Source organism: Nocardioidaceae bacterium SCSIO 66511 (assembly GCA_023100825.1).
Taxonomy (GTDB): domain Bacteria; phylum Actinomycetota; class Actinomycetes; order Propionibacteriales; family Nocardioidaceae; genus Solicola.
The window spans coordinates 4,354,272-4,380,781 of record CP095846.1; the positions used below are offsets into that span (position 1 = coordinate 4,354,272).

22 protein-coding genes are annotated in these 26,510 nt (G+C 67.1%); 3 read left to right on the top strand and 19 right to left on the bottom strand.

From position 1 onward, the window contains the following. Positions 1 to 63: 63 nt before the first annotated feature. Both MU582_20685 and MU582_20690 read right to left on the bottom strand, forming a co-directional pair. Complete coding sequence (locus tag MU582_20685; protein ID UPK74823.1) at positions 64 to 1,341, bottom strand: amino acid permease; 1,278 nt, start codon at positions 1,339 to 1,341, stop codon at positions 64 to 66. 3 nt (positions 1,342 to 1,344) lie between these two features. After that, the gene (locus tag MU582_20690) at positions 1,345 to 1,812 is read right to left on the bottom strand and encodes an Lrp/AsnC family transcriptional regulator (GenBank protein UPK74824.1); all 468 of its coding nucleotides are present in this window, start codon (positions 1,810 to 1,812) and stop codon (positions 1,345 to 1,347) included. Positions 1,813 to 1,939: 127 nt separating this feature from the next. Here MU582_20690 and MU582_20695 point away from each other — a divergent pair, with 127 nt between their 5' ends. Continuing rightward, positions 1,940 to 2,833: an arginase family protein gene (locus tag MU582_20695; protein ID UPK74825.1), complete on the top strand. Its 894-nt coding sequence runs from the start codon at positions 1,940 to 1,942 to the stop codon at positions 2,831 to 2,833. Here the strand turns inward: MU582_20695 and MU582_20700 are convergent. From MU582_20700 to MU582_20740, 9 genes are all read right to left on the bottom strand, one after another. Then, positions 2,830 to 3,456, bottom strand: a complete 627-nt coding sequence (locus MU582_20700; protein UPK74826.1) for a hypothetical protein — start codon at positions 3,454 to 3,456, stop codon at positions 2,830 to 2,832. The two genes, MU582_20695 and MU582_20700, sit on opposite strands and share 4 nt — an antisense overlap. 110 nt (positions 3,457 to 3,566) lie before the next feature. Continuing rightward, the gene (locus MU582_20705; protein UPK74827.1) at positions 3,567 to 5,654 is read right to left on the bottom strand and encodes a copper-translocating P-type ATPase; all 2,088 of its coding nucleotides are present in this window, start codon (positions 5,652 to 5,654) and stop codon (positions 3,567 to 3,569) included. A gap of 17 nt (positions 5,655 to 5,671) precedes the next feature. After that, the gene (locus MU582_20710) at positions 5,672 to 7,960 is read right to left on the bottom strand and encodes a heavy metal translocating P-type ATPase (protein ID UPK74828.1); all 2,289 of its coding nucleotides are present in this window, start codon (positions 7,958 to 7,960) and stop codon (positions 5,672 to 5,674) included. 33 nt (positions 7,961 to 7,993) lie between these two features. Beyond that, positions 7,994 to 8,980: a hypothetical protein gene (locus MU582_20715; protein UPK74829.1), complete on the bottom strand. Its 987-nt coding sequence runs from the start codon at positions 8,978 to 8,980 to the stop codon at positions 7,994 to 7,996. A gap of 13 nt (positions 8,981 to 8,993) precedes the next feature. Further along, on the bottom strand, positions 8,994 to 9,218 hold the full coding sequence (locus MU582_20720; protein ID UPK74830.1) for a heavy-metal-associated domain-containing protein: 225 nt from the start codon (positions 9,216 to 9,218) through the stop codon (positions 8,994 to 8,996). Positions 9,219 to 9,261: 43 nt separating this feature from the next. Continuing rightward, positions 9,262 to 9,558 (bottom strand): metal-sensitive transcriptional regulator, encoded by a 297-nt coding sequence (locus MU582_20725; protein ID UPK74831.1) that lies wholly within the window; start codon positions 9,556 to 9,558, stop codon positions 9,262 to 9,264. A 187-nt stretch (positions 9,559 to 9,745) separates the two neighbouring features. Next, positions 9,746 to 10,456: an amino acid racemase gene (locus MU582_20730; GenBank protein ID UPK74832.1), complete on the bottom strand. Its 711-nt coding sequence runs from the start codon at positions 10,454 to 10,456 to the stop codon at positions 9,746 to 9,748. After that, a complete protein-coding gene (locus tag MU582_20735; GenBank protein UPK74833.1) occupies positions 10,457 to 11,467 on the bottom strand; it encodes a D-cysteine desulfhydrase in 1,011 nt (336 codons plus the stop codon). It lies immediately after the preceding gene. A gap of 17 nt (positions 11,468 to 11,484) precedes the next feature. Next, positions 11,485 to 12,891 (bottom strand): hypothetical protein, encoded by a 1,407-nt coding sequence (locus MU582_20740; GenBank protein UPK77211.1) that lies wholly within the window; start codon positions 12,889 to 12,891, stop codon positions 11,485 to 11,487. A gap of 84 nt (positions 12,892 to 12,975) precedes the next feature. Between MU582_20740 and MU582_20745 the strand changes: the two genes are divergently transcribed. Then, positions 12,976 to 13,641 (top strand): GntR family transcriptional regulator, encoded by a 666-nt coding sequence (locus MU582_20745; protein UPK74834.1) that lies wholly within the window; start codon positions 12,976 to 12,978, stop codon positions 13,639 to 13,641. A 78-nt stretch (positions 13,642 to 13,719) separates the two neighbouring features. On the opposite strand, the gene MU582_20750 is transcribed toward MU582_20745, so the two are convergent. The 6 genes from MU582_20750 to MU582_20775 form a co-directional block, all read right to left on the bottom strand. Further along, a complete protein-coding gene (locus MU582_20750; protein UPK74835.1) occupies positions 13,720 to 15,162 on the bottom strand; it encodes a 2-oxo acid dehydrogenase subunit E2 in 1,443 nt (480 codons plus the stop codon). Positions 15,163 to 15,183: 21 nt separating this feature from the next. Beyond that, the gene (locus tag MU582_20755; GenBank protein ID UPK74836.1) at positions 15,184 to 16,158 is read right to left on the bottom strand and encodes an alpha-ketoacid dehydrogenase subunit beta; all 975 of its coding nucleotides are present in this window, start codon (positions 16,156 to 16,158) and stop codon (positions 15,184 to 15,186) included. Then, entirely contained in the window at positions 16,155 to 17,339 is a 1,185-nt protein-coding gene (gene pdhA / locus MU582_20760) for a pyruvate dehydrogenase (acetyl-transferring) E1 component subunit alpha (protein ID UPK74837.1), read from the bottom strand. The genes MU582_20755 and pdhA overlap by 4 nt, the downstream gene beginning before the upstream one ends. Positions 17,340 to 18,066: 727 nt before the next feature. Next, on the bottom strand, positions 18,067 to 19,206 hold the full coding sequence (locus tag MU582_20765) for a S8 family peptidase (protein ID UPK74838.1): 1,140 nt from the start codon (positions 19,204 to 19,206) through the stop codon (positions 18,067 to 18,069). A 153-nt stretch (positions 19,207 to 19,359) separates the two neighbouring features. Beyond that, positions 19,360 to 20,259 carry a helix-turn-helix domain-containing protein gene (locus MU582_20770; GenBank protein UPK74839.1) on the bottom strand — a complete coding sequence of 300 codons (900 nt, stop codon included), beginning with the start codon at positions 20,257 to 20,259 and terminating at the stop codon, positions 19,360 to 19,362. 163 nt (positions 20,260 to 20,422) lie between these two features. Further along, positions 20,423 to 21,844, bottom strand: coding sequence for an MFS transporter (locus MU582_20775; protein UPK74840.1), 1,422 nt, complete (start codon positions 21,842 to 21,844; stop codon positions 20,423 to 20,425). A gap of 100 nt (positions 21,845 to 21,944) precedes the next feature. Here MU582_20775 and MU582_20780 point away from each other — a divergent pair, with 100 nt between their 5' ends. Next, complete coding sequence (locus MU582_20780) at positions 21,945 to 22,805, top strand: helix-turn-helix transcriptional regulator (GenBank protein ID UPK74841.1); 861 nt, start codon at positions 21,945 to 21,947, stop codon at positions 22,803 to 22,805. A gap of 50 nt (positions 22,806 to 22,855) precedes the next feature. On the opposite strand, the gene MU582_20785 is transcribed toward MU582_20780, so the two are convergent. Both MU582_20785 and MU582_20790 read right to left on the bottom strand, forming a co-directional pair. Next, positions 22,856 to 24,718 carry an ABC transporter ATP-binding protein/permease gene (locus MU582_20785; protein UPK74842.1) on the bottom strand — a complete coding sequence of 621 codons (1,863 nt, stop codon included), beginning with the start codon at positions 24,716 to 24,718 and terminating at the stop codon, positions 22,856 to 22,858. Next, positions 24,715 to 26,388 carry an ABC transporter ATP-binding protein/permease gene (locus MU582_20790; GenBank protein UPK77212.1) on the bottom strand — a complete coding sequence of 558 codons (1,674 nt, stop codon included), beginning with the start codon at positions 26,386 to 26,388 and terminating at the stop codon, positions 24,715 to 24,717. The genes MU582_20785 and MU582_20790 overlap by 4 nt, the downstream gene beginning before the upstream one ends. Positions 26,389 to 26,510 lie beyond the last annotated feature (122 nt).

Genomic DNA, 26,510 nt, shown 5'->3' on the forward strand with positions numbered 1-26,510 from the left:
CTAGAACTCTGTGAGCCTCGCCGCATGCGCCCCCCAAACCGCGCTGAGCCGCACGTTTCGGCCCTATTGAAACGGTTCAGAGGGGCGGAAACGTGCGGCCCAGCGGTAGGCGAGCGCGGCGACGGCCACGAGTACCGGTACGACGATGTAGCCCGCGGCGAACGGCGCGATGGCCGCCGTGAGCAGGAACGCGACGCCTGCGACGACTCGGGCACGCCCCGACAGCAGGCGTACCGCGGCCGCGGTGCCGATGAGGTACGTGACCAGTACCAGCGCAGCGGGGACACCGACGATGTCCTCCGCCCCACCTCCGGCGACGTACGTGGCAATCAGCCCGGCTGCCCCGAGCGCAGTCACGACGAGCACACTCGCGGCCGGCACCGCTCGGGCGTTGAGTCGGCTCATTGCGCTCGGCATCCACCCGTCGCGACCGAGTGCGTACCCGAGTCGCGAGATCGATGCCATGAACGCGTTGGTCGTACCGAGGCTGATCACAAATGCGAGCACGCCCGAAGCAGTGGCGGCACTGACGCCGATTCCGTCGCCGAGCACTCGCCCGACGGAGGTACGGTCGAGTGCCTCCGTCCCGTAGCTCGACGTGGAGACGACTGCGAATGCCACACCGAGATACAGCACCAACACGATGACGACCGTCATCAACGTCGCGCGTCGCAGGTCCCGGCGTACGTCGTCGAACTCACCCGCAAGGTGCGCGATCGCCTCCCAGCCGGCGAAGGCGAAGAACAGCACGACTGCCGCTTGACCGATGCCTGGGAGCCCATGCGGAGCGAACGGAGTGAGGTTGTCGAGGTTGGCCTGCGGGATCGCCACCAGCGTCGCAACAAGCAGCAGCAGGGCAACCCCCGCCGCGACCGCGAGCTGCAGGCGAGCACTGAGACGCAGGCCCGCGAGGTTGGCCGCACACGCGAGCGCGAGGATGGCGGCCGCCGCCACGAACGCGAACCCCCCGCCCTGATCGCACGCCACGGCGATGTAGTAGCCGCCCGTCAACGGCACGATCACATGCCCGAGAGCAACCGCGACGTAGTAGAACCACCCCGCGACGCCGCCGGCGTTCGGGCCGAACGCCTTCGCCGCGTACGTAGCGATGCCACCCGCGTCGGGATACTCGGTCGCGAGCGCGGCGAACGTCAATGCCAGCGGGAGCCCGAGCAGTCCGAGGAAGAGCCAGGCGAGCAATGCCGATGGGCCCGCGAGCGATGCGGCCTGACCGGGTAGGACGAGCACGCCCGCACCGAGCACCGCACCCGTGTAGAGCGCGACCGCCTGACCGAGACCGATTCGGTGTGGTGCCGACGGCGTGGCCGTACGCTGGGCCATCGGTCAGTCACCAGGCTCGAACGCCACTGTCAGCGGCCGCTCGAAAATGGTCTTCAACACGATCGTCGTACTCGTACTGTGCACCGACGGGATCGCGCGAAGTCGGTCGAGCGTATCTGCGAGATCCGCGGTCGTTGCGACGCGGACCTTCACCAGATAGCAGTCGTCACCGGCGACCTCATGCACCTCGAGGACGCAGCGCTCCTTCTCCAGCGCGGTATTGACCTGCGCCTTGGCGTCGTCGGGGCCGAAACGCAACGACACGTACGCCGCGGTTCCGCCGCCGACAGCCTCGGGCGCGAGGTCTGCATGGTATCCGCCGATCACATCGTCTCGCTCGAGCCGCAGAATCCGATCACGGACGGCCGGCTCCGACATCTCGATCTCGCGGGCGAGCGCTCGTACGGTCGTGCGACCATCCTGCGCGAGCAGGTCCAGCAGCGTTCGGTCAACATCATCCAGATGGCGCATGTCTTGAGCATAAGTTAGGCCATAGTCGGATTCAACCTAACTTTGCTAGGTCATACGGCATTTAATCCTACTCATTCTCGATCGCCGGATCTTGCGGATACGATCCTTGGCCTAGCGAGGAGAGCACATGAATCGACAGCCGGCCGTCCTGGATGCACCGTCCAACCTCGGACTGCGTCCACCCGCGCCGGGAGTCGTGCCGGGCTGCTACAAATTGGCCGGCGCGTTGCGCGACTGCGGCATCGTGAGCCGAATCGGCGCCGACGACGCCGGCTGTGTCACGCCACCCCGATACGACCGCCACGACTGGTCACCGGGCGACGGCGTCGCCAACTCGAGCGGCCTGCGTACGTACACGATGCGACTCGCCGATCGAGTCGGCGCACTCCTCGATGAGGATCGCTTTCCGATCGTGCTCGGTGGTGACTGCAGCATCCTGCTCGGCGCCGCACTGGCTCTGCGACGGCGCGGCCGATACGGCCTGGCGTTCCTGGACGGCCACTCGGACTTCCGCCACCCGGGCAACTCACCGTCGGTCGGCTCCGCCGCCGGCGAGGATCTCGCGCTGGTCACCGGCCGCGGCCAGTCCGACCTCACCGATCTGGAGGGCCGTGGTCCGTACGTCCGCGACAGCGACGTATCCGTGCTCGGCATCCGCGACGACGATGAATGCCGCGAGGAGCTGCGTACGTTGGCGATCGAGCACTCAACGGTCGCAGACGTACGCACCGATGGCCCGGTGTCTTGCGCGACGAACGCCCGACGACGGCTGGAGACCGACGGGCTCGACGGCTTTTGGGTGCACATCGACGCCGACGTCCTCGACTCCGGGGTGATGCCCGCGGTCGACAGCCCGGCCCCCGACGGCCTCGGCCACGACGAGGTACGCGACCTGCTGCGCACGTTGCTGGCGTCGGATCGGTGCGTCGGCTTGGAGGTGACTGTGTTCGACCCAGATCTCGACCCCGACGGCCGACTCGCGGCCGAGTTGACCGACACCCTTGTCGCGGCGCTGCGCTAATAGCGCGTACTCGTCACCACATGCCCACTTACGGCTCGCGCGCACACGCCGAACGCACCAGCGACAGCCACCAGCCCGACAACCAGGATCGCAACGTCGGCTTCGAGGTCGACACTGTCCGTGGGCTTCGTCGGCGCCCGGCCATCGGGATCGACGAACACTTCGATGGTGCTGCCCTCCTCCACACCGTCGAAGCCCCCCTCACCGCGGTACTCCATGGGTTCTTCGATCGGCTGCCCGTCAGTGCGTTCCAACGTGTAGCGATGCGTGTACGCCTTACTCGTCCGTCCCTTTCGCACCACGTCTCGTACCTCAACCGAGTGATCGACGACGACCGCCTCAATTCGTTCGCCGGACTCGGTGAGAGCGAGGTCCTCCCCCAGCATCACGGCGCCGAGGCCGGCCAGGCCGGCCGTGGGAAACACCAGCCAGATGACCCAGCGGCGGCCGATGCCCCAGTACGCCGCGCCGGTGATGCCGGCGACCGCGACGAGTGCGGCGCCGATGGCAAGGAAGAGTTCCTGCGGGAACGCCAGACTGAGTACGAACGCCACCGCCAGGCCGACCAACAGCCACACCGCCAACGTGAGCATGGTCAGCGGCCGCGGGTTACGCAGGCTCATCTGTCTCCTCGACCCGAGATCCGAATCGGCCGCATCCTGTTCTCATCGGCCGCCGCACGATCCTATCGAGGACGAGGAGCACCCGGGCCCTGCTCGGTCGCTCCCGCCCGTTAGGTGATCAGCGCGTCGGGTCGGAGATCGACTCGCCGCAGAAGCTGCGCGTTGAGTGCCACGACGATCGTGGACAGCGACATCAGGACCGCTCCAGCGGCCGGAGACAGTACGAACCCGACCCCGGCCAGCACGCCCGCCGCGAGCGGCACGGAGAACAAGTTGTAGCCGGTCGCCCAGGCGAGGTTCTGCAACATCTTCCGATAGGTCGCCTTCGACAGCTCGGTGACCGACAACACCGCCCGCGGGTCGTTGCTGGCCAGGACGACACCGGCCGACTCGATCGCTACGTCGGTACCGGCGCCGATGGCGATGCCGACCTCGGCACGCGCAAGCGCCGGAGCGTCGTTGACACCGTCGCCGACCATCGCGACCTCGAGCCCACGCTGTTGGAGCTCGGCGACCTTCGCGTCCTTGTCCTCCGGCAGGACCTCGGCGAACACCTCGTCGATGCCGAGTTGACGCCCGACGTTGTCGGCGACCTGGCGGGCGTCGCCGGTGATCATCGCGACCCTGATGCCGTGCTCGTGCAGTGCGGCGATCGCCTGGCGCGACTCCTCGCGTACGGCGTCCTCCAGCGCGAGCGCACCGACGACGTCGCCGTCACGTACGACGTGCAATACAGAGGCGCCTCGATCGATCCAGGACCGCGTTGACTCAGCAACGTCGCTCGGTACGGCAGCCTCCGACTCGCGCAGCAACGCTGGTCCGCCGACCATGACCCGAGCGCCGTCGACAACCGCCGAGACGCCGCGTCCGGCGTGCGACTCGAACCCGTCGACCGAGTGCCCGCTCGTCGTATCCGCCGCGGCGACTATTGCCCGCGCGAGCGGATGCTCACTGTCGGCCTCGACGGCGGCGGCGAGCCCGAGGAACTCCGCACGATCGAGGCCGCTGTCGGAAGCCACGACGACGTCGGTGACCTGATGTGCGCCCTGGGTCAGCGTGCCGGTCTTGTCGAACAGCACGACGTCGACCGTACGCATCCGCTCCAGGGCGAGCCGGTCCTTGATGAGCACGCCTGCCGATGCTGCGCGCTCGGTGGAGATGGCAATCACCAGCGGGATCGCCAGGCCGAGTGCGTGCGGGCACGCGATCACCAGAACAGTGACGGTACGAGTGACTGCGTCGTCGGCATCGCCCATGGCCATCCAGACGACGAAGGTGATCAGGGCGACGATGGTCGCGAAGTAGAACAACATGCCCGCTGCGCGATCCGCCAGCGCTTGCGCGCGTGACGACGATGCCTGGGCATCTGCAACGAGCCGTTGGATACCGGCGAGAGCGGTTTCCTCGCCGACCGCGCCGATCTCGACTCGGATCGCCGTGTCGGTGGCGACCGTGCCGGCGACCACTCGATCGCCGACGTCGCGGCGTACGGGTGCGGATTCGCCGGTGATCATCGACTCGTCCAGGTTGGCGCGACCTTCGACGACGACGCCGTCGGCGGGTACGCGACCTCCAGAACGCACCAGGACAACGTCTCCGACCACCAGGTCGGCGACTGTCGTTTCGACTGGTTCGCCATCGACGATCTTCTCTGCCGAGTCGGGCAACAGCGCCGCCAGCGCGTCGAGTGCGCCCGATGCGGCTCCGAGGGCGCGCATCTCCAGCCAGTGCCCGAGCAGCATGATGTCGATCAGTAGAACGAGCTCCCACCAGAAGTCGAGGTCGAAGCCGCCGATCTCGAGACTGGTCGTCCACGACGCCACGAACGCAACCAGGATGGCCATGGCGATGAGCAGCATCATGCCGGGCTTGCGCGATTTGAGCTCCGACCAACCACCGGTGAGGAACGGCGCACCGCCGTAGGCGAACACGATCGTGCCGAGCACCGGGGCGATCCAGTCGACCCCGGTGAATGTCGGCCGGTCGTACCCCAACAGATCCGCGAACATCGGGCTGAAGAAGACCACCGGTATCGACAGGACGAGGCTCAGCCAGAACTTGTCCCGGAACTGCGCTGCATGATCGCCGTGGCCACCGTGGGAATGACCACCGTGGGAATGGCCACCGTGCACCTCGTGACCCTCGTGCGAATGCTCGCTCTCGCCGGCGAGGTTGGTGTGATGAGAGTGATCCATCATTCCTCCATAGAGCCGAGTCAGCTGTCGCGAGCGGTGCTCAGCGCCTTGAACCGCCTCAACCGCAGGCTGTTGGAGACCACGAAGACGCTGGAGAAGGCCATTGCGGCACCAGCAATCATCGGATTCAGCAGCCCCGCGGCCGCCAACGGCAGTGCCGCAACGTTGTATGCGAAGGCCCAGAACAGGTTGCCCTTGATCGTGCCCAGTGTCCGTCGCGAGAGCCGGATCGCATCGGCGGCAACGCGCAGGTCACCACGTACGAGGGTCAGGTCGCTGGCCTCGATGGCGACATCGGTTCCCGTGCCCATCGCGAGACCGAGATCGGCCTGCGCCAGTGCCGCAGCATCATTGACGCCGTCACCGACCATCGCCACGACCTTTCCGTCAGCTTGGAGCTTCTTTACGGCGTCTACCTTGTCTTCGGGCATCACCTCGGCGATCACGGAATCTTCGGCGATCCCGACCTCGGCAGCGACAGACTTGGCCACCTCGGCGTTGTCGCCAGTCAGAAGCACAGGGGTCAGGCCGAGGTCGCGGAACTGTGCGATCGCTTGGGCCGATGTCTCCTTGATCGCATCAGCGACGACGAGCACGCCGCGTGCCGCACCGTCCCAGCCAACGGCGACCGCCGTCTTGCCATCGGCTGCCGCGTCAGACATCGCGCCTTCCAAGTCTGCCGGCAGCTGCTGCGACCACTCGGCGAGCAACCTCGCGCGCCCGACGAGCACAGCGTGGCCGTCGACGACCCCCTGCACACCGAGTCCTTCGACGTTCGCGAAGTCCTCTGGCGCTGGCAGCTCGCCGACCCGCTCGGTCGCACCGGCCGCGATCGCCTGGGCGATCGGGTGCTCTGACGAGTCCTCTAGTGCACCCGCGAGGCGTACGACCTCCTCGGCGTCCTCGCCCGCGGCGGGGATCACGTCGAGCAGGGTCATCCTGCCCGTCGTGACCGTCCCGGTCTTGTCGAGTACGACGGTGTCGACCTTGCGCGTCGACTCCAGGACCTCGGGTCCCTTGATCAAAATTCCGAGCTGAGCGCCGCGACCCGTGCCGACCATCAGCGCCGTCGGCGTCGCCAGACCCAACGCGCACGGGCAAGCGATGATGAGCACGGCGACCGCCGCCGTGAAGGCTGCGCCGCTCCCGCCGTCGGCACCGAGCCAGAAGCCGAGCGTCCCGACCGCCAACGCGATCACGATGGGAACGAAGATGCCCGAGATCCGATCAGCCAGCCGCTGGGCCTGCGCCTTACCGGTCTGGGCGTCCTCTACGAGCTTGGCCATCTGCGCCAGTTGCGTCTCGGCACCGACTCGGGTCGCACGTACGACGAGGCGGCCTCCGGCGTTGACCGTCGCGCCGACGACCGGATCACCGACGCCGACCTCGACCGGAACCGACTCACCAGTGACCATGGACGCGTCGACCGCCGAGGTGCCCTCGACGATCTCGCCGTCGGTGGCGATCTTCTCGCCCGGGCGGACGACGAACTGATCTCCCACGTGCAGCTGGTCGATGGGGACCCGCTGCTCGCGACCGGCACGAAGGATCGAGACCTCCTTGGCGCCGAGTTCGAGCAGTGCTCGGAGCGCCGCACCGGCGCGGCGCTTCGCCCTGGCCTCGAAGTAGCGTCCGGCCAGGATGAACGTCGTGACGGCCGCCGCAGCTTCGAGATAGATGTTGCCCGAGCCATCGCTGCGTTCGATCGTGAACTCGAACGGGTGACGCATACCCGCCATCCCGGCGGTGCCCCAGAAAAGGGCGTACACCGACCAGCCGAGAGCGGCAATCGTGCCCATCGAGATGAGCGTGTCCATCGTCGCCGTTCCGTGGCGCAGGTTGGTCCATGCCGCCTTGTGGAACGGCCATCCTCCCCACACCACAACCGGCGCTGCCAATGTCAGTGACAGCCACTGCCAGTTGTCGAACTGGAGCTTGTCGGTCATCGCCATCGCTACGACCGGGATGCTGAGCGCAGCAGAGATGAGCAGGCGCTGCCGGAGGTTACGGGTCGGGTCGTTGTCCTCCTCCGACGCCGAGCCGTCGTCACGGTCGGCCTCCTCCACCGGCACGGCCGCCGAGTAGCCCGCCTTCTCCACGGTGGCGATCAGGTCATCGGTCGAGACGTTGTCACCGAAGTCGACGCGCGCCTTCTCCGTCGCGTAGTTGACGCTCGCGGTGACGCCGTCGAGTTTGTTCAGCTTGCGCTCGATCCGGTTCGCGCACGACGCGCACGTCATCCCGCCGATCGTCAGATCGACGTGCTCGCGGGGTTCTACGGGTGTCACGCGATCGGTGCCGGAGCTCATTGCTCCTCCAAAACTGGTTGAGTCGGGTGTCGGTCAGTTGCCGTGACCGTGCTCGGATTCACCGTGCTCTGCATCGCCATCTGCGACGGGCGCATCCGGCGTACCCTCGTCTGCACGTACGGTGAACTCCGCCGTTCGGACCTCGTTGCCGTGCTTGAAGTCGAGGAACAACCGGTAGTCGCCTACGGACGGCACCTCGGCGAAGAATCGGATCTGCGGGCCCGGCTCGGTCTTGCCGTCGCCCGGGCTTCCGTCCGGGTGAACGTGCAGGTACGCCAGGTCGGAGTCGCGTAGTGCGACGAGGTGACCGTACGCCTCGAGGTACGGCTGCAGATCGGTGACCGGCTTGCCGTCCTTGCTCACCGAGAGCGTGAGCAACGAGCTCTCACCGGGAACGAGCGCTCCGTCGAGCTTCACCTCGTACCCGTCGACCTGCACGGTGCGTACGGGGTCCGGCAGCGCGCGTGGTTCGTACGAACCGCCCGCGGACAGGTCCGCGCCGAGCGTGAGCCCGTCGCCGCCGGCGGGCTTGAAGTCGGCGAACACGCGGTAGACGCCGGCAGCCGACAGGTCGACAGCAGCGCTCCACGTACCGTCGGCGCCGAGTGTCGGGTGTACGTGCTGGTAGCCGACCATGTCTCGGCGGACCACGATCAGGTGGAGATCCTTGCCGTGCTCGCGCTCGTACTCGGTCACCGGTTCACCGTCGGGTCCGAGGATCCGGAATCGGACTGGCGTGTCGGGCGAGGTCGCGACCTGGCGCTCGGAGAGCGCCAACGTGTAGCCGCCGTCGGAGACCATGAGTCCTCCTGGTAAATCTGCCACGCCACCGATATCGGCCTCGTGGCTTGCTTCTTCGGAGTCGTGTTCGGCGCCGGTATCAGTACCGTGGTCGGCCATCTGCTCGCTCGACGTTGAGACCTCGTCGATCGGACCGGCCGCGTTGCCGATACCCACCGCGCCCGCAAACACAGCCGCGGCGCCGACGGCGAACGCGGCGAGCTTGGTCGGGGCGTTCATCGATCGCCGACCGTCATGCAGTCGAGGCGGCGAGCTGGTAACCCGCTTCCTCGACAGCTTCGCGGATGGTTGACTCGGCGACCGGCTCGTTGCTGGTCACCTTCAGGCCGCCGCTGGCGAGGTCAACATCGACGTCGACGACGCCCGGGACCTCGGTCACTTCCTCGGTCACCGACGAGACGCAGTGGCCGCAGGTCATTCCGGTGACGGTGTAGTTCGAGGTGATCGTTTCGCTCATGGTGCTTGCCTTCCAGCTTCGTTGTTGCTCTGTTGGACCTACTTCAGGAGCGGACGAGTCGGGCGATGGCGTCGGAGGCTTCCTTGAGTTTCTCGTCGGCCTCGGGCCCACCCGCGGCGGCCGCATCGCGTACGCAGTGGTTCAAGTGCTCGTCGAGCAGACCGAGCGAGACCGACTGCAGCGCCTTCGTCATCGCAGACACCTGCGTGAGGATGTCGATGCAGTACTTCTCCTCTTCGACCATCCGCTGCAGGCCGCGGGCCTGCCCTTCGATGCGTCGCAGCCGCTTCAGGTAGTCGTCCTTGTTGCCGATGTACCCGTGGGTCGCGTGCTCGTCCATGTCAGCTCCTTGTCTCGGTAACACATCTGGCAGCATACCTCTGCCAGGTATCCGTACCGACAGATGCGACTGTATACCCCCTAGGGGTACATACACAAGGGAATGAAAGCGCCGAGGTACGGATCCCCTCCCATGGCGGGGCGCACGTGGGAGGGAATCCGTACCTCGGCGGAGGTGTGCGGGGGCGTCAGGTCTGGTCGGCTGTGCGACCCGCCGCGATCACCGTACGGCGGGCCAGCTCCTCGGCTGCGTCGACGACTCGGAGGTCGGTACGTACGTCGTCGACGACGACGGACAGCTCGGTGCAGCCGACGATCACACTCCCAGCACCATGCGCGGCCAAAGAGGCGAAGATCGCCAACAGGGCGTCGCGTTCGGACTGTCCGTGATCACCCGATTTGACCGCGTGGATGATCCGCATGAGCTCGGCCTGCTCCGACGGCGACGGAAGCACCGCTTCGCGTCCGGCCGCGAGCAGTGCCCGTTGATAGAGCTCGGACTCAACCGCGCCGTCGGCGGCGACCAAACCGACCTTGCGCTCCTGATCGGTCACATCGACTGCCTCGACCGCTGTGTCGATGATGCTCACGAACTCGACCCCAACACCCGCCATGACCGCGGGCAGGAACGCATGAACGGTGTTGCAGGGCGAGACGATGAGCTCAGCGCCCGCCTCCTGCAGCCGGCGTACGCCGTCGGTCAGCCACGGCGAAGGATCCGTGCCGGCGCCGCGTACTGCAGCGAGCCGATCCGGCACGGTCGGGTCGGCCCACATCACCACGCGCAGATGGTCCTGGTCGGTACGAGCCGGAGTCGCCCGGACGAGCTTGTCGTAGAAGTCGACGGTCGCTGCCGGACCCATACCGCCGAGGATCCCGACGATCCGGGACGGCTGCATCTACTCGGTCCCGGTACCGAGTACGGCGTCCTGGTACGCGTACAGCGCGGGAGATCCGCCCGTGTGAACGAAGACGACATTGCTGTCGCGCTCGAACGCGCCGCTGCGCGCCAGATCGACGAGACCGGCCGCAGTCTTGCCCGTGTAGACCGGATCCAGCAGGATGCCTTCCGTACGCGCGAACAGCTGGATCGCCGCCGTCATCTCCGGGGTGGGCAGCGAGTACCCTGGGCCGACGTACTCGTCGCGGACCCGGACCGCCTCGGACGGGACCGCTCGGTCGGCGCCCGCCAGCTTCGACGTCGCGTTCGCGAGGTCCAGCAGCTTCGCCTCTTGTGGCGCCCGCTCGGCCCGGACACTGATCCCCGTCACCGGAATGCCCGCCTGGTTTCCGTACAGACCCGCAACCAGCCCGGCGTGCGTACCTCCCGAGCCGCTCGCACACACGACATGGTCGATCGGCAACGACTCCTCGAACGACTGCACAAGGAGCTCCTCAGCGCAGGAGACATAGCCGAGCGCACCAAGAGCGTTGGAGCCACCACCCGGGACGATGTACGGCTTACCGCCGCTCGCGGCGACGTCGGACGCGACGTCTTGCATCGCCGCCTCGAGGTCGGTGCCGCCCTCGACCACGGTGATGTCGTCGGCACCGAGCAGCCGGAACAACAGGTTGTTTCCGCTGGCGTCGGGGCTGTACGAGCCGGCGACGCGCTCCTCGAGTACGAGCCGGCAGCGCAGGCCCTCCTTGACCGCCGCGGCCAAAGTGAGCCGGCAGTGGTTCGACTGCACCGCGCCGGTCGTGATGATCGTGTCGGCGCCCTCGGCCAGTGCATCGGCCATCAGGAACTCGAGCTTGCGGGTCTTGTTGCCGCCGGCGCTCAGGCCGAGCAGATCGTCGCGCTTGATGAAGATCCTCGGTCCGCCGAGCTCCTCGCTCAGGCGCGGCAGGAGCTCGAGTGGGGTCTTTCCGGGCGTGTACGTCCGGCGGGGGATACGTGCGAGATGCATTGCAGTTCCTCTTCGGGTCAGATCGTGGTGCGGGACAGATCGGCCTCGGATGCGAACTTCCTGTTCCATCCGGTGAAGATCGAGATGAGTAGGACGATGAGCAGCGCCCACGAGTACGGGTTGAGCGCGGCCGCGCCGATCGACGGAGCGGGCAAGTCGTACTCCTTCGCCGTGGCGGCGACCGTGGAGAACCACACAATCACAGCGTTGTGCCAAGGCAACATGTAGAACGCCGTGTTGGCACTGCAGTCCATCAGGTTGGCGGTCCGGGCCGGAGCCAGGTTGTACTTCTCGCCGAGCGGCCGCCCGAGGGTCGGGCCGACCAGCAGGATCGCCGGCGCGTTCGCGCCGAGTGGGATCGTGAACACGAGCGTGATCATCGAGATCGCGAGCTCTGCACTGCGTACGCCCCGAGCCGCGTGGGTCTCGAGTCGCCGCAACAGTCGTGCCATGAGACCGCTGTCGGCGAGAACCTGCGCCAGCGCGAGGATGAACAGGACCAGCACGATCGCACCGGTGACCTTGGCGATACCGTCCTCGATCAGCCCGGTGGAGGCGCCTTCGGCGTCCGGCACAGAGAAGACGTCGCCCGGCGACATCTGACCCGTGACGATGCCGAGTGCGATCGTCGCCAGACTCCCCCACGTGAGCGCGGTGATGATGTGCTGGCCGCGCATCGCCAGCACGATCACCAGCAGGAACGGCGCGATCATGATGAGCCCGAGCGCTGTTGCATCAGCACCGACGACCCGCTCACTCATCTCTCCCCCGCCGCCGAACACCGCGAACACCACGGCGGCGACAGCAGCCGCCGACAACGACAACGGAAGACGAGATCTGACCACGTCGCCCATTCGGGCACCCGCGGTGTACGCGGAGCTGATGGTGGTGTCGGAGACCGGCGCGATGTTGTCGCCGAACGCTCCGCCGGCGATGATCGCAACCGCGAGCATCGTGGAGTCGGCGCCGAGGAACACGCCGGTGGGATAGAGCACCGGGGTCATCGCGATCACGGTGCCGACGCTGGTGCCAGTGCCGGCGGCGAACAGACAAGCGAGGACGAACGCCAGCACCGTGAAGGCGCTGCCCTGCACACCCGTCTCGAGCCCGAACCACAGCAGGCCGTCGACGAGGCCTGCGCCTTGCAGCAGGGCACCGAAAACGCCGGCAAAGATGAACGCGGTGATGATCACCGCACCGGTCTTGTCGCTCAAACCGCGGAGCAGCGACGCGGCGTACTCGCTCTTCGTCGTCGTGAGGAGGAAGCCGACGACGACCGCCGCCCAGCCTCCTACCCAGAAGCCCGAGATCGTCGCTCGCTCTGCGATGGACAGCACGACGAGAACTGCCACGAGTACCAGCGCAGGCACCACCGCCGTCGCTGGTCCGCCCACCATCCGTAGTCGGGGTTTCGACTCGGTCATCACGGTCGTCTCCATTTTAGATTTTTGATCGAAAATGAGATTACGGCGAAGATCCGGGGTCGTCAAGGTTGATATCTTGATGCCATGATGATCGCGCCGAGACATCAGCAGCTCAGCTACGTCTCGATCGCCTATCAGGAGATTCGCTCGCTGATCCTGTCCGGAGAGCTGCAGCCGGGCGCCCGGGTGACGGTACGCCCGCTCGTCGATCGGCTCGACCTCTCGCCGACCCCGATCCGAACCGCGCTCGCAACGCTGGAGCGCCAAGGGATGCTCGAGATCCAGGAGCATCGAGGCTACTTCGTACCGACTCTCGGCCGCGAGGACATGATCGAGATCTACGAGCTGCGCGAAGCGGTCGACAGCATCGCCTCGAGGCGGGCTGCACGCGCGACCGAACGCGACACGCTCGTCACCCAACTCACCGAGCTGCTCGAACAGCAACGCGTCTGCGTCGAGGCTGGAGACGTCGACGAGTACGCCGAGCTCGACATGCGCTTCCATCGCGCGATCTGGGACAGCTCAGGCAACGGCCGGCTCGCGACGATCAGCGAGAACCTCATCGGCCAGCTGCGCATAGGCAACAACATCTCGGTCCACGCGCCAGGTCGACCGCAGGCGTCTCTCGAGGAGCACCGCGTCATCATCGACGCGATCCGCAACGGCGATGCGCCGGCCGCCGAGCGCGCCACGCGTCGACACGTACGCCGGGCAAGCGCCGCGCTCGCCAAGCTCCTCGACGCGAAGTAGTGCCGAGAGAGCTCGGTGCGAGCTGCACAGCCGCCCGACCTGCGAGCGGTGCACCTCGCACCGAGCCCTCCCGTGGCCTCAGTAGAGCAGGGCAGTCGCGGGATCTGCGAGCAACGCGCCGACATCGGCGAGGAAACGCGAACCCTGCTCGCCGTCGACGATGCGGTGGTCGAACGACAGCGCGAGCGTGGTGACCCAGCGCGGCTCGATCCGCTCGCCATCGGCGTCGTCGACCACCCACGGCTGCCGTTTGACGGCGCCGAACGCGAGGATGCCCGACTCACCGGGGTTGAGGATGGGCGTACCCGCATCGACGCCGAAGACACCGACGTTGGTGATCGTGAAACTGCCGCCCGACATGTCCGCCGGCTGCGTACGCCCGGAACGCGCAACGTCCACGAGCTCACCCAGCGCAGTGGCCAGCTCGAGCATCGACAGGGAGTCGGCGTTCTTGATGTTGGGAACGACGAGCCCACGCGGGGTCGCCGCCGCGATGCCGAGGTTGACCGCGCCCTTGAGCACGATCTCCTGAGTGGCGTCGTCCCAAGCGGCGTTGAGCTCCGGCGTACGCCGCGCTGCGAGACACACGGCCTTCATGACGACTAGCAGCGGCGATACGCGTACGTCGGCGAACTCGCGCCGGCGCTTGAGCGACTCGACGAACTCCATCGTCGGCGTGACATCGAGGGTCAGCCACTCGGTGACATGCGGTGCGGTGAACGCCGACTGGACCATCGCTTGCGCCGTCATCTTGCGGACGCCCTTGATCGGGATGCGCACGTCGCCTGCCGCACTCGGCGCCGTCGGTGTCGGCGTCGCCTGCGCACCCGCCGCATGCGCCTCGACATCGGCTCGGGTCACGACCCCGCCGTCGCCGCTGGGCGTGACGGCTGTCAGGTCGACGCCGAGATCCTTCGCGAGCTTGCGTACGGGCGGTTTGGCGAGAGCACGCAACCGTGGACCGGTCGGGGCGGACACCGGCGCAGCTGCCGGAACGCTCTCCTCAGCACGCTCGACCGGTAGCTCCGGTGCGGGCGCGGGAGTCGTCGAGAACGCCTGCTGCACATCGGCCCTCGCGGTCGCTGCCGCCGGTGTGGCCGAGCGCCGTGCACGACGCTTGGTCGCCGCCTCCTTCGGGCCGGTGCCGACGAGCATCTGCTTCTCGCTGCCGCCGGTGGCGGCCGGGTTCGACATGTCGATCTCGTCGCTCGACGCCTGGTCGGCGAGGTGGATGTACGGATCGCCTTCGCCGCGCTGGGCACCACCGCCGGTGTCGGGATCGTCGGCGGTCGCCACCGCGATGATCGCGGTGCCGACGTCGACCGTCTGCCCCTCTGCCACGAGCAGATCCGCGACCGTACCGTCGTACGGGCTCGGCAGCTCGACGAGCGACTTCGCTGTCTCGATCTCGACGATGATGTCGTTGACCGCGACGGTGTCGCCGGCCTTGACCTTCCAACTCACGATCTCTGCCTCGGTCAGACCTTCGCCGACGTCGGGCAGCTTGAACTCTTGTGCCACGAACTTCTCCTTGTCGGCAGGTCAGAACGACCGCGTGCGGTCGACGGCATCGAGGATCCGGTCGAGATCGGGGAGATACTCCTCCTCGATCCGGCTCGCTGGGTACGGCGTGTCGAAGCCGCCGACGCGCAACACCGGGGCTTCCAGCGAGTAGAAGCAGTTCTCGGTGATCCGGGCTGCGACCTCGGCGCCGATGCCGAGGTTGGCGTGCGCCTCGTGCACGACGACGGCCCGACCGGTCTTTCGTACCGATTCGTAGACGGGGCCCATGTCGAGCGGCGAGAGCGTACGAAGGTCGATGACCTCGAGGCTCGTGCCGTCCTGCTCGGCCGTCGCCGCCGACTGGAGCGCGGTCTTCATCGTCGGTCCGTACGCGAGCACCGTGGCATCGGTGCCCTCACGTACGACTCGCGACGAGAACAGCGGGGCGGGCGTCGCCGTGACGTCGATCTCGGCCTTCTCCCAGTAGCGTGCCTTCGGCTCCAGGAAGATCACCGGGTCGTCGGCCTTGATCGCCTGCTGGATCATGAAATACGCGTCGACGGGATTCGAGCACGCAACGACCTTCAAGCCCGGCGTGTGCGCGAACTGCGCCTCCGGACTCTCCGAGTGGTGCTCGACACCGCCGAACCCGCCGCCGAACGGGATGCGCACGACGATGGGCATCGGCACCTTGCCCTTGCTGCGGAAGTGGATCTTCGCGACCTGGCTGACGATCTGGTCGTACGCCGGGTAGACGAAGCCGTCGAACTGGATCTCGCACACCGGCCGATATCCGCGCATGGCGAGGCCGACGGCGGTGCCGAGAATTCCCGACTCCGCAAGCGGAGTGTCGATGACTCGGTCTTCACCGAAGTCCTTCTGCAGGCCGTCGGTCACCCGGAAGACACCGCCCAGCTTGCCGACGTCCTCCCCCATCACGAGGACCTTCGCGTCGTCCTCCATCGAGGCCCGCAAGCCGTTGGTGATCGCCTTGCTCAATGTCGTCTGGCTCATGAGACGGCTCCCTGCTTCTCCGCGTCCTCGAATGAGGCGAGGTACTCGGCGTAGCCGTCGCGCTGCGCGGCGAGCTCCTCGGTCTGCTCTGCGTACACGTTGTCGAAGATGTCGAGGATCTGCGGCTCGGGAAGCGCTCGGCAGCCCGTACGCAGGCGCTTGGCGACCTCGTCGGCCTCGGCCTCGACGTCGGCGAAGAAGCTCTCCTCGACCCCGGCATGGCGGGTGAGGTACGCGCGTACTCGCTCGATCGGATCCTTCAGCTTCCAGTGCTCGAGGTCGGTCGACAACCGATAGCGGGTCGGATCGTCGGTGGTCGTGTGCGCACCCATGCGGTAGGTGTACGCCTCTACGAAGGTGGGCCCGCTGCCCTCTCGCGCGCGTTGCAGCGCGGCCTGGGTCACGGCGTGGCACGCCAGCACGTCGTTGCCGTCAACGCGTACGCCTGGGAAACCGAAGCCGAGAGCTCGTTGATACAGCGGGATGCGCGTCTGCCGCTCGATCGGCTCGGAGATCGCCCACTGGTTGTTCTGGCAGAAGAACACGACCGGCGCCTGCGAGACGCTTGCCCAGATGAACGACTCGTTCACGTCGCCCTGGCTGGTCGCGCCGTCGCCGAAGTACGCGATGGTCGCCGCATCGCGGCCGTGGTCACCGGTGCCGACAACGCCGTCGCGGAGCTGGCCCATCGCGTAGCCGGTCGCGTGCAACGCCTGTGCACCGATCACGATCGTGTAGAGCGCGAAGTTGTTGTCGGCGGGGTTCCAGTTGCCGTGGTCGACTCCGCGAAAGAGCCCGAGCAGTGCGAGCGGATCGACTCCTCGGCACCACGCGACGCCGTGCTCGCGGTAGGTGGGGAACGCCATGTCCTGAGGCTCGAGCGCGCGACCGGAGCCGATCTGAGCGGCCTCCTGGCCGAGGAGCTGTGCCCAGATGCCGAGCTCGCCTTGGCGCTGCAGTGAGGTGGCCTCGACGTCGATGCGTCGGGTCAGCACCAGATCGCGGAAGAAGCCCTTGATGGTCTCGTCGTCGCCGTCGAAGGCGAACTCGTTGTGCTCGACGCGCTCACCTTCGGGGGTCAGCAGCTGCACGAGGTCGTGCTGATCATCGGGCGACGCGGGTCCGAAAACGGCACCGAGCTTCTCGGCGCCAGCCTCGGGTGCGGGCAGGTCGTTGCTCATAGGCACTCCTGGTGTCATGGCCTGCGGGGTCTCCGCAGCTGGCGGGAGTATCCACACTCCGCCTCAGCTATGGGTGTTTGCGTACGTGCGGCGCGTGGTGCTGTGACTGCTGTCACAACATGCTCAGGCTATCGTCCGCGTGGCCGCAGACAAAACTCGGGCCTACCTGAACCCGTCCGAACGTTCGGTGTGTTCGATACCCGTGCGGTCGTGGGTCAGGCGGCCATTCCGGCGAAGACGATCGCTTCGTTGTTCGGTTTCGGCGTCACTCCCGTACCGGTGGTCGCTGGTGTACCAGCGCGCATGGAAACCGGTCACTGTGCACGGCGTACTTGCCGTGCAGGGTGGAGTGTTGCCGCGCAAAGCGCGGAGGAAGTGGTGGTTCACCATGTCTACTTGGTGAAGCACCACCGGCCGACCCCGCATATTCAAGCCGGAACGAGCAAGCCGGCAGCGAGCCCCAGCCCGAAACTGCCGATCCCGCGTCGCCGCGTCTTTTCCCAACCGGACGAAGCGGGAAGGCCGACAACGAACGGAACTCGAGCGGACGGATGTCGCCGTAGAACTACGGAACGCCGACAGCGCACCTCAACCGAAGCGGCGGGTTGTCGCACCGTCAGGCCCTACTCTCGGACGCAGAAATGCGCCCGGCGGGCCGAGCACAGGGAACTCGGTCCGCCGGGCGGTCTTGCAGCAGTACTCCGACGAGTACGCGGCTATGCGCCTCCTAGAAGTCCTGCGGGTAGTTCAGCAGCAGGTTCGCCGTACCCTCGGGCAGACCCTGGATCGCGTCCGGGACTGCGCCGTCGACGAGGCCCTGGCTGACCGCGGCCGGGTCGGCGTCGGGGTTCGCCTCGAGGTACAGCGCGGCGACTCCGGCAACGTGCGGCGAGGCCATCGACGTACCGCTGATCGTGTTCGTGGCGTCGTCGCCACCGATCCAGTCCGACGTGATGTCGGTGCCCGGAGCGGCCAGGTCGACGCAGGAACCGCCGTTCGTGAAGTCCGACGCCGAATCGTCGTCGGCAGTCGACGCAACCGTCAGCGCGTCCGGAACCGCCGCTGGCGACGACTCACACGCATCCGCGCCGTAGTCGTTGCCGGCCGCGACCGCGTACGTCACGCCCGCCTCGATCGAGCCCGCAACCGCGTCGTCGAGGGCCGGATCTGCCGGACCGCCGAGGCTCATGTTCGCGACCGACGGACCACTGGCGTTCTCGGTGACCCAGTCGATGCCCTTGACGACACCCTCGGTCGAACCGCTGCCGTTCGCGTCGAGTACGCGTACGGGCTCGATTGCGACCTCCTTCGCGAGTCCGTGCTCGGTGCCGCCGACCGTGCCGGCAACGTGCGTGCCGTGCCCGTTGGCGTCATCCGTGCCACCGTCGACCGCGGAGAATCCTTCGCCGACCCGTCCCTCGAAGTCCTGGTGCGTGGCGTTGATGCCGGTGTCGATGATGTAGGCGGTTACGCCCGCACCGGTCTCGTTGTAGGTGTACGAATCGTCGGCCGGCAGTGCCTCCTGGTCGACCCGGTCGAGACCCCAGCTCGGAGTCGGCGTCTGGGTCTCGGTGGCGTGGACCTCCTGGTTTGCCTGGACGTACGCGACGCGCGGATCGGCGCGCATCTCGTCTACTGCGGACTTGCTCATCGACGCCGAGAAGCCAGTGAGCGCGCTCTTGTACTCCTCGCGCACCGTGGCGCCGGCGTCGGCGGCGATCGAACTCACGGAGTTCCGTGCGGCGATCCCGGCGTCGTCCTTCAGCACCACGATGTACTTACCCGGAATGGCCGACTCGCTCTTCGCTCCGTACAGCGGAGCCATCGCGTCCGAGCTCGGTGACGACGGAGCGGCGTGGGCAACCATCGGGGTTGCCAATGCGAGTGCCGAAACCGAACCGATCGCTACCCTGGTAATGACCTTTGTGAACATGTACGTCCCTCGATTGCTCGCGGATTGCGGACAACACGAGGCTGCCCGTCGGATCGCGGTTCAATCGCGCGGAAGTTACTTAACAGTTCAGGTCGTCGCGTACGCAGGGTCTTGCGTCCACCGCACCGCGTAGCGACCCGGCGGGAGATTGTGCCGGATCACGCGTACGCAATGCGTGCTGTCGACGGCAATCGGCGCATGGACCTCATCGCTCCCGTCGAGCGTGCTCTGCACCAGCTCGCACGCTGTCGGAAGCGCGTCGGGGTCGAACTGGATCTCGAGTACGAACTCACGCAAAGACGCCCTGCGCGCCGTTGCATACTCCATATCCGAGGGCGGGCCGCCGAGCGCGTACTCGACGATGATCGACTCGCCACGGTCCAGAACCCGGTCGAGTAGGACCTCTTGGGCGATCAGCGACGACCGATGGTCGGTGTACGTCTCACCCGCCGCACAGTGCAGTAGCGGCTCGAACGTCGGGTCGGGCCCATCAGGGTCGCGTTTGACCCGGAGCACCAGGAAACGGTCGGCACCGTCGACCTCGGAGTTCAGTACGCGGCGTACCCACCGCGAACGCATCCGGCACGACTCGTCCACATGGATCGTGCAGTGGTCGCTCATGATGTCGAGCATCTCGCGCAGCCGAGAGTCGGCGCGTAGCAGCCGCTCGGACATCGGGTCGCCGCTGTCGAGGATGTCGCGCAGCAGGGTGCTCGCAGCATTGGTGCGCGTACGAACCGTGCGACCGAGATGTGCCTGCAGCTCGCCCGCGGATAGCCCGAGCAGCTCCTCGATGTGCGGAAGAGCGGCGACGCTGGCCCGGCGACCCGGCTCGCTGCGTCCCGACTGCCAGTAGCTCAGGGTCGCGACGCTGATGTCGACACCCCGCTCGCCGAGGCGGGCTTGGATCCGCTCCAGGCTCAGCCCGCTGTCGGCGATCGCCGAGCGCAGAATCGGCGCGAACCCGCTCTTCGTACGTTCGCTCATCGATCCCCGACCCAGCCACAGCCCCCCGAAGGCGTGTCGATCATGGCAGGCCCTTCCGCAGCGTTACTTGTCCGTGACACAAGGTACCCGGCCACCGGGCGACCGGGGAGACCCGTGGTCGATATGCGGTCGGCGGCCGGTGTACGGGCGGCACACGCTGCGGCTACACCGCCCGTCGCGGAGCGAGCGAACGAGTGAGCCCGGCGAGGGCAAGGATGACCAGCGCGAGCGGCAACATGGTGAGGCCGAACGCATCGGACGCACCCCTGCCGTCGACGAGGCCGAGGTACAGCGAGCCGACGATCGCGCTGCCCATGCCGAGGCACATCTGCAGCGTCGTGATGAGTACGCCGCTGCCCAAGCCGGCGGCAGCGGTCGGTACACCGCTCAGCACGATGCCGAACAGCGGCGACCAGACCAGTCCGACCCCGAATCCGCAGACGAGCAGCGCCGGCAGGACCGTCGCCGTGTGCGATGGGTCGTCGTGCTGTACGGCGTAACCGACCGCCGCGTACCCGAATGCCGCCAGAACGGCACCGACCGTCAACACCACTACGCCGTACCGCGCCACAAGTCGCCCGGCAACGATCGACGCTGCCAGGAACGCCAGCGACATCGGCAGCAGACTCACCCCGATCTCGAGCGGTGTCATCCCGCTCGCTTGCGCGCAGAGTGCGTACACGAACATGAACCCGCCGAACGCAGTGAAGAAGGGCGCGCCGATCGCGAGACCGACAGCCATGGTGCGCATCGCCACCATCGACGGTGGTACGAGGGGCATTCCGCCGTGTCGCTCGGCGCGCTGCTGCCACCACCAGAAGCCGGCCGCGACAGGTACGAAGGCTGCGAGTGCGAGCCAGGTCCAGGCCGGCCAGCCGACGGCACGGCCCTCTGTGATCGGCCCGATCAACAACGTCATCGCCGTAGCGAGCAGAACCGCACCCACCAGATCGAGCCGCGGCCTCGACGCCCCGCGTACCTCTGGCACCCAGCGAGCAACGGCGAGCATCACGACGCCCGCGATCGGAGCGTTGACCCAGAAGACGGCGCGCCACCCGAGCCAGTCGAGGCCCGAGCTCGTCAGCGCGCCCGCGAAGAGGAACGCGACGGACGTGGCGACGCCCGCGGTCGCTCCGAACAGACCCACGGCGCGCTCACGGTGCCGGCCCTCGTTGCCGGCATGAATCATCGCAAGTACCTGCGGGGCGACCATCGCGGCAGCGACGCCCTGCGCCAGGCGAGCCGCGATCAACTGGCTCGGGGTCTGCGCAACGGAGGCGAGCACGCTGGCGAGCGCGAAGGAGGCGGAACCAATCTGCAGCATTCGGCGACGACCGAATCCGTCGCCGAGACGACCGCCGATGACCACCAGGCTGGCGTACGCGACGCCGTACGTCGCGATCACCAGTTGGAGCACCGCGGGAGACGCGTCCAGCTCGGCGCCGAGCTCACCGAGCGCGACGTTGACGCCGAAGAAGGACATGACGGGAAGCGTGGCCGCGGCCAGGATCGCGAACAGCGCCGGGAAGGACATACGTCTCGGCGCCCGCTGGTCGGCCGAGAGCTCGGAGAGGGAAACTGTCATGGGTCGATCATGTTGCGGTCTGATCCTGGTAGTAAGTGCTTGATTATCCTGGTATTGGGGGTACCTGGTACTGACCGCACGACCCGGCAATAATCGGATCATGTCAACGAGGTCTGACAGTCGGCGTACCGAACTCGCCGACTTCCTTCGTACCCGCCGCGAGCGGATCACACCCGACGACGTCGGGCTGCCGTCAGGCGGGCGGAGACGTACGCCCGGGCTACGACGCGAGGAGGTCGCGCACCTCGCGGGCGTCGGCGTCACTTGGTACACCTGGCTCGAGCAGGGACGCCGGATCAACGCATCGGTTCAGGTCCTCGACGCGATCGCGCGCACCTTGCGCATGGACGCTCAGGAGCGCTGGCACCTGTTGAAGCTCGCCGGTGTGGCGATCGTCCCCGGCAACGCGCCGACGGCACCACCCGAAGGCGTCGAGACGATTCTGTCGCAGCTCGACCCGTTTCCCGCCTTCGTGATCTCGGAGCGATACGACATCCTCGCTTACAACCGGGCGTACGGCCTCATGGTCGGCGACCTCGACGAGGTCGACCCGGATGAGCGCAACCACCTCTGGCTGTACTTCACCGACCCGTACTGGCGCCGCATCTGCATGAACCGCGCCCCGGCCGCGCGTCACCTGGTCAACAACCTGCGCGCAGCCATGGCCAACCACCTCGATGATCCGCTCTGGACGTCGCTGATCGGGCGTCTCACGGCCGCGTCGCCGGAGTTCTCGGACCTGTGGAAACGCCACGACGTGACGTCGACGGCGCAGCCGGAGAAGAGCTTCCGCAGTCCGTACGGCGTCCTCCATGTGCACGGCACCCGGCTGTCGGTCGGCGACGACGGGCTCAATCGGTTGCTGATCTACTCGCCCCGCGACAACGAGAGCCGGATCCGGCTCGAGCGCCTCTGCAGCGAAGGGCTGCCAGCGGGCGTGCGAACCCCGGAACCAGTTTGACCCCGGCCGCTCAGCCAAGCCGAGCGCGCATGCATGCACCACGACTCGACCTAGGCGAGCGAGGCGATCCAGGCATCGTGAAGATCGGCGTACCGCCCAGAGCCGGCGGCCACCAAATCTGCCGGAGCGCCGTCTTCGACGATGCGGCCGTGCTCGAGCACGACGACCCGGTCGGCCACCTCGACGGTCGTGAGCCGGTGCGCGATGATCACGGAGGTCCGGTCGGCGAGGATCGTGCGCAGTGCGCGCTGCACGAGGCGCTCGCTGGGTACGTCGAGCGACGATGTCGCCTCGTCGAGGATCAGCACCGCGGGGTCGGCGAGAAACGCACGAGCGAAGGCGATCAGCTGCTTCTGCCCCGCCGACAGCCGCCCACCGCGCGACTCCACTTGGGTTTCGTAACCGAGCGGCATTGCTTCGATGAACGTGGAGGCACCGATGGCGTCGGCCGCCCGGCGCACCTCCTCATCGGAGGCGTCAGGTTTGCCCAGTCGGATGTTGTCGGCGATGGAGCCGGCGAACATGAAGTTCTCCTGGGTGACCATCACGACGTCGTGGCGTAGGTCGTCGTCGGCGATATCGCGTAGGTCGACGCCGTCGAGGAGAACCCTACCCGCCGTCGGGTCGTAGAAGCGGGCGACCAGCTTCGCAATCGTCGTCTTGCCGGCACCGGTCGTGCCGACGAGCGCGAGAGTCTGCCCCGCGGGAATCTCCAGATCGAGCCCGGGCAGGACGGGCCGACCCTCCTGGTACTCGAACCGCACCTCGCGGAAGGCGACGTCGCCGTGCACCGTGCCGAGATCGACCGGTCGACTCGGCTCGGCGACGTCCGGCTCCTCTTCGAGCACTCCGGACAGCTTCTCGAGTGCGGCGCTGGCCGACTGGAAGGTGTTGTAGAACTGGCTGATCTCCTGCATCGGCTCGAAGAACTGCCGCAGGTAGATCAGGAACGCGGTCAGCACGCCGATCGTGACGGCGCCGTCGAAGACGCGGTACGCCCCGACGAACAAGACCGCCGCGATGGTGACGTTGCCGATCAGCTTGATGCCCGGCATGAACAGCGCGACGAGCCGGAAGGCGTTCTCGTTCGCGATCCGGTTGTCGTCGTTGACCTCCGCGAACAGCTCCTCGTTGCGGTGCTCCCGCCGGAACGCCTGCACGGCGCGGATGCCGGTCATCGACTCGACGAAGTGCACGATCAACGCCGCGATCGTGACCCGCGTACGCCGGTAGGTGAGCGCGGACTGGCGCCGAAACCACGATGTGAGCAGCAGCAGGACCGGGAACGACAGTAACGAGATCAGACCCAGCTCGAGGTCGAGGACGAGCAGCATGATCGCGGTGCCGACGAGCGTCAGCACGGCGGTGACCAGGCCGTCGAACCCGGTGTCGAGCATCTCCTCGATGGCATCGATATCCGAGGTCGAGCGGGAGATGACGCGACCCGAGGTGTAGCGATCGTGGAATGCCGGCGTCAGTCGCTGGAAATGCCGGAACAGCCGGCGCCGGAGTTCGAGCAGAGACTGTTGACCGACGCGGCCGGCCATGATCAAGAACGCCTGCCGGGTCACGGCCTGCACGAGCACGATCGCGACGACGGAGACGATGACCCAGGTCAGGATCGTCGTGCCGTCGCCGGCCTTCATCGGGGGTATGCCCTCGTCGATGCCGACCTTGACGAGGTACGGGATGGCTAGCCGGGCGGCGTTCTCGACCAGGACGACCGCGAGGATCGCGAAGAGCGTGCGCCGGTGCGGCGCCAGTAGCGAACCGAGCAGCCGGCGCGAGCGGTCGCGCAGCACGAGCGACTGAGTCGCCGCGACCTCGTCGATGTCTTCGGCGGCGACGCCCCTCCAACGGCTGTCGGGATCGGCGTCGTCGGAACGCGGCTCGTTCGTTTGTGGGTCGCTCATCGGCCGGCACCGACTTCGGCCTCGGCGTCTGCGGCAAGCAGCGAGCGGTACGCCGGGACGTTCGCGAGCAGTTCGGAGTGCTCACCCACATGGGTGAGCGTGCCGCCCTGCAGCAGTGCGACCTTGTCGGCCAGCAGCACCGTCGACGCCCGATGCGCGACCACGATGCCGGTCGCATCGGCAAGCACGTTGCGCAGCGCCGCTTCGACAAGAGCCTCGGTGTGTACGTCGAGCGCAGAAAGTGTGTCGTCGAGGACCAGGATCCGTGGCTGGGCGACGACCGCCCGTGCCAGAGCAAGACGCTGACGCTGACCGCCCGACAATGCCATGCCCTGCTCGCCGATGCGGGTGTCGAGGCCCCAAGGAAGGTCGTAGACGAACTGGGCCTGAGCCGTCTCGATCGCGGCTGCGATCTCGTCGTCGGTCGCGCCCGGTCGGCCGAGGGAGAGGTTCTCCCGCGCGCTCATCGAGAACAGCGTGGGTTCCTCGAAGGCGGTTGCAACCGTTGACCGAAGCGAGTCGATGGTCAGATCACGCACATCGACCCCGTCGATGGTGACCCGTCCACCGGTCACATCGTGCAACCGCGGGATGAGCCCGGTCAGCACGGTCTTGCCCGCGCCGGTCGCGCCCACGACTGCGACGGTCTCCCCCGGGCGTACGTCGAGGTCGACGCCGTCGAGGACGTCCTCGTCGCTGTCGGGGAAGCGGAACGACACCTGTTCGAACCGCAGATGCCCTTGCGGTCGCTCGAGGGTGACATCGCCGCCGACGATCGCGGGCCGGGTGTCCAGGATCTCGAGCACCCGATCGGAGGCCGTCATCGACTCCTGCGCCATCGCCAGGATGATGCCGAGTGCCTCGACCGGCCAGATCAGGCTCAGCATCAAGGTGACGAAGGCGACGAGCGTGCCCAGCGAAAGGGCGTCGTTGCCGACGGCGATCGACCCGAGCAGCAACACGAGCACGAGGGCGAGGTTGGGAAGCACCTCGAGGAACGTCCAGAACCGCGCCGAGAGGCGTACCTGGTCCATCGACGAGCCGTACAGCTTGACGGCCCGCCGGTCGTACTTTCCGAAGGCGTACTCGCGGCGGCCGAAGCTGCGGATCACCCGGATGCCGAGCGCCGCCTCCTCGACCTGGGTGGCCACATCGCCCTTCTCGTCCTGTACGCGGCGCGAGACCGTGGTGTACTTCCGCTCGAAGCGCATCGAGGTGTAGACGATCGGGATGGCGGCGAGCACCACCACGATGCCGAGCGGCCAGTAGAGCCGAAGCAACAGCACGGTGGTCACGATCAGCTGCACGATGTTGATGATCAGGAACAGCATCCCGAAACCGGAGAACCGGCGGATGGTGGACAGATCGCTGGTCACCCGAGACAGCAGCTGACCAGACTGCCAGCGGGCGTGGAACTCCATCGGCAGGGCATTCAGATGCGCGTACAAATCGCCCCGGATCGCGGTCTCGACCCCGAGCACGGCGCGAGCCTGCACCCAGCGGCGGATCAGGATCAGCACCGCCTCTACGATGCCGAGCGCGAGCGCCAGGAGGCCGAGCCAGACGATCCCGGCGCGGTCACGGTCGGCGATCGGCCCGTCGATCACTGCTCGGGTGACGAGCGGAATCGACAGTGCGATGAACACGCCGACAAGGGCTGTCACCAGCATCGTCACGAGCCGCCACCGGTATGGCCAGAGGTACCCGCGAAGCCTCCACAACGACGTGGTCGAGCGGGTACGCGCGCCTGGAGGGCGGGGCTGAGTGACGGATCTTGGTGGCATCAGGTGTT